Genomic DNA, 1396 nt, shown 5'->3' with positions numbered 1-1396 from the left:
TTGACCGAAAACCCTGAGGGCGCAAGCCCCTAGATTCTATCTATGGGGTTAGCCCGAACAGGAATTTATTCCCTGATTACTCGGGAACTTTAGCATCTTTGGATTCGGCAAAGCCGACGCTGCGCGAACGACTATAATAGTAAGTAAAGAAACTACACCAAAGGAGGTGAGAATAGAGTGCTAGTAATGGAGTTCAAGGCTGTCTTGAAAGAGAGTCAGAGAGTAGCAATAAATGAAGCTATTAGGACAGCTCGCTTTGTCAGAAACAAGGTGCTCCGATTCTGGATGGATAATCGTGGAATTGGAAAGAAAGAACTCTATCGCTACAACACTCAACTAAGGGATGAATTTGAATTTGTAAAACATCTTAACAGCCATGCTTGTCAAGCATCTGTTGAGAACGTAGAACGCGCTATTAAACGCTTCTTTGACAACTGCAAAAAGAAGGTTCCTGGCAAGAAAGGATACCCTAAGTTCAAGAAGTATTCTAGGTCAGTCGAGTATAAGCAATCTGGGTGGAAACTATCCCCAGACAAGAAATCTATAAAATTTACCGACAAGAAAGGGATAGGTCAAGTCAAGCTTAAGGGCACTTGGGACTTGTGGCGTTTCGACCAGAAACTCATCAAGCGGGTTCGTATAGTCCAAAGAGCTGATGGCTACTACATTCAGTTTTGCGTAAAAGTTGATACTTCAGAACAGTTACAAGCCACTGGCTGTAATGTCGGCCTAGATGTTGGCTTGAAAGAGTTTTATACGGACTCAAATGGATATGCAGAACCCAATCCTAGATTTTACAGAAAAGGCGAGAAACGCTTAAAATTCTATCAACGCCGAGTTTCCCGAAAAAAGAAAGGCTCCGCTAACCGAAAGAAAGCGATTAATAGACTAGGTAGACAACATCTTAAAATAAGTAGGCAGCGTGAAGAACATGCAAAGAGAGTTGCACGTTGCGTAATCCGGTCTAACGACTTGGTCGCCTATGAAGATTTGAGAGTTAAAAACCTGGTTAAAAACCATTGTCTGGCTAAATCTATTAATGATGCAGGTTGGTATCAATTCAGGAAATGGCTAGAGTATTTTGGCGAAAAATTTGGCAGGATTACGGTTGCAGTCAATCCTGCTTATACTAGCCAAAACTGCTCGGCGTGTGGTGCAGTAGTGAAAAAGTCACTATCAACCAGAACTCATGTCTGTGAATGTGGATGTGAGTTAGACAGAGACCACAACGCCGCAATCAACATCTTAACGAAAGCCTTGAGTACGGTGGGGCACACCGGAACTTATATCAACGCTCGGGGAGACTCGACCTCTACTCTTCCTGGTTCCGACCTGGTTGAGCAAGTTGGCTCGCTGAACCGAGAATCCCCCGATTTCTAATCGTGGGGAGTGTCAA

At 43.6% G+C, this 1396-nt stretch carries 1 protein-coding gene; it reads left to right on the top strand.

The window, feature by feature from the left end:
• Positions 1 to 177: 177 nt before the first annotated feature.
• Positions 178 to 1380, top strand: coding sequence for an RNA-guided endonuclease InsQ/TnpB family protein (locus tag F6K20_RS38550; RefSeq protein WP_287298448.1), 1203 nt, complete (start codon positions 178 to 180; stop codon positions 1378 to 1380).
• Positions 1381 to 1396 lie beyond the last annotated feature (16 nt).

Origin of the sequence: Moorena sp. SIO2C4 (assembly GCF_010672485.1) — a bacterium.
In the GTDB taxonomy this organism is placed as follows: domain Bacteria; phylum Cyanobacteriota; class Cyanobacteriia; order Cyanobacteriales; family Coleofasciculaceae; genus Moorena; species Moorena producens.
Note: the sequence above shows the minus strand (reverse complement) of the source record. Positions and strands in the feature narration are given on the sequence as shown.